2 protein-coding genes are annotated in these 1,120 nt (G+C 52.1%); both read right to left on the bottom strand.

Annotation, left to right across the window (positions count from 1 at the left end):
- A partial coding sequence (locus C3B51_RS23410) for a Mur ligase domain-containing protein (protein WP_240701966.1) occupies positions 1–273 on the bottom strand: 273 nt, incomplete at its 3' end.
- Positions 270–1,120 (bottom strand): Mur ligase family protein (locus tag C3B51_RS23405; RefSeq protein ID WP_130246564.1); only part of this gene is annotated, 851 nt, incomplete at its 5' end. The genes C3B51_RS23405 and C3B51_RS23410, both read right to left, overlap by 4 nt.

Below are 1,120 nucleotides of genomic sequence, written 5' to 3'. Positions count from 1 at the left end.
ACCGAGTTGCCCCAGTGCCAGTCGCGTATCTTTGACAACCAGCTGAGGAATATCCACGTCGACCGGATGGTCGACAATCGCCGCAATCGCGCCTTTCTGCTGCGCCTGGGCAACGAATTTATGACCGTCGAAATTGGGTCCTTTTAACGCCAGAAACACTTCGTTTTCGCTAATTGTACGTGTATCTGTATTTATATTTGAAACACTGCGGTTTTGCCCGTCAAAAGGGGCCTTTAGTACATCCGCAAGCCAAGAGAGATCCATCTTGATCATGCACTTTCCCCTGATAATATTTTCTGAGCCCAGCTAATATCGCTAAAAGCCAGGCGTTGGTTACCTATGATCTGATAGTCTTCATGCCCTTTACCGGCGATCAGGATCACGCTGTGTTGATCAGCGCTCCGGATTGCTTCACGTATGGCACTCGCCCTATCAGGCTGACACAGAGCATACTCGGGCTTACTGAGCCCAGCCTTAATGTCGTTAATAATGTCGAGTGGATCTTCACCACGCGGATTGTCGCTGGTGATCACCACGGTATCCGCATAACGCTCCGCAGCTTGAGCCATCAGCGCACGCTTACCCTTATCGCGCTCGCCGCCACAGCCAAACACGCAAGTCACTTTGCCTGGTACATGCTGTTGTAGCGCCTGCAGTGCCAAGGCCAGTGCATCCGGCGTATGAGCATAGTCAACCACACAGGTTGGCTGCCCGGCTACTTCAATTGCCTGCATCCGACCGGTGACGGGCTTTAGTTGCGCAGCACCTTTAACCAGTTGTGACAACGAGACCCCTTGAGTCAGCAACACAGCAAATGCCGCACTCAGGTTATACAGGTTAAACTCGCCGAACAAAGGTGTGCTAACTTCGGCATCGCCCCAGCTGGTGTGTAATCTGACATGTATGCCCTGGCTGTCAAAGCGTGCGTCACTAAAATAAACAAACTGCTGCACAGTCTCGCTTAGCGTGTCATCGGCAGGCATACGACCAAAGCCGACCGGACGCGTTATCTTGCCGTCTTTTAGCCAACGCTGTGCCCAGGGATCATCAATATTGATCACCGAGTAATTTGGCTGACAGGCACTGAATAGCTGCAGCTTGGCCTCGGCATAGTTTTCCA

It is taken from the genome of Pseudoalteromonas rubra, assembly GCF_004212645.1.
Classification (GTDB): domain Bacteria; phylum Pseudomonadota; class Gammaproteobacteria; order Enterobacterales; family Alteromonadaceae; genus Pseudoalteromonas; species Pseudoalteromonas rubra_G.
This window is presented reverse-complemented; position numbering and strand designations above follow the sequence as displayed.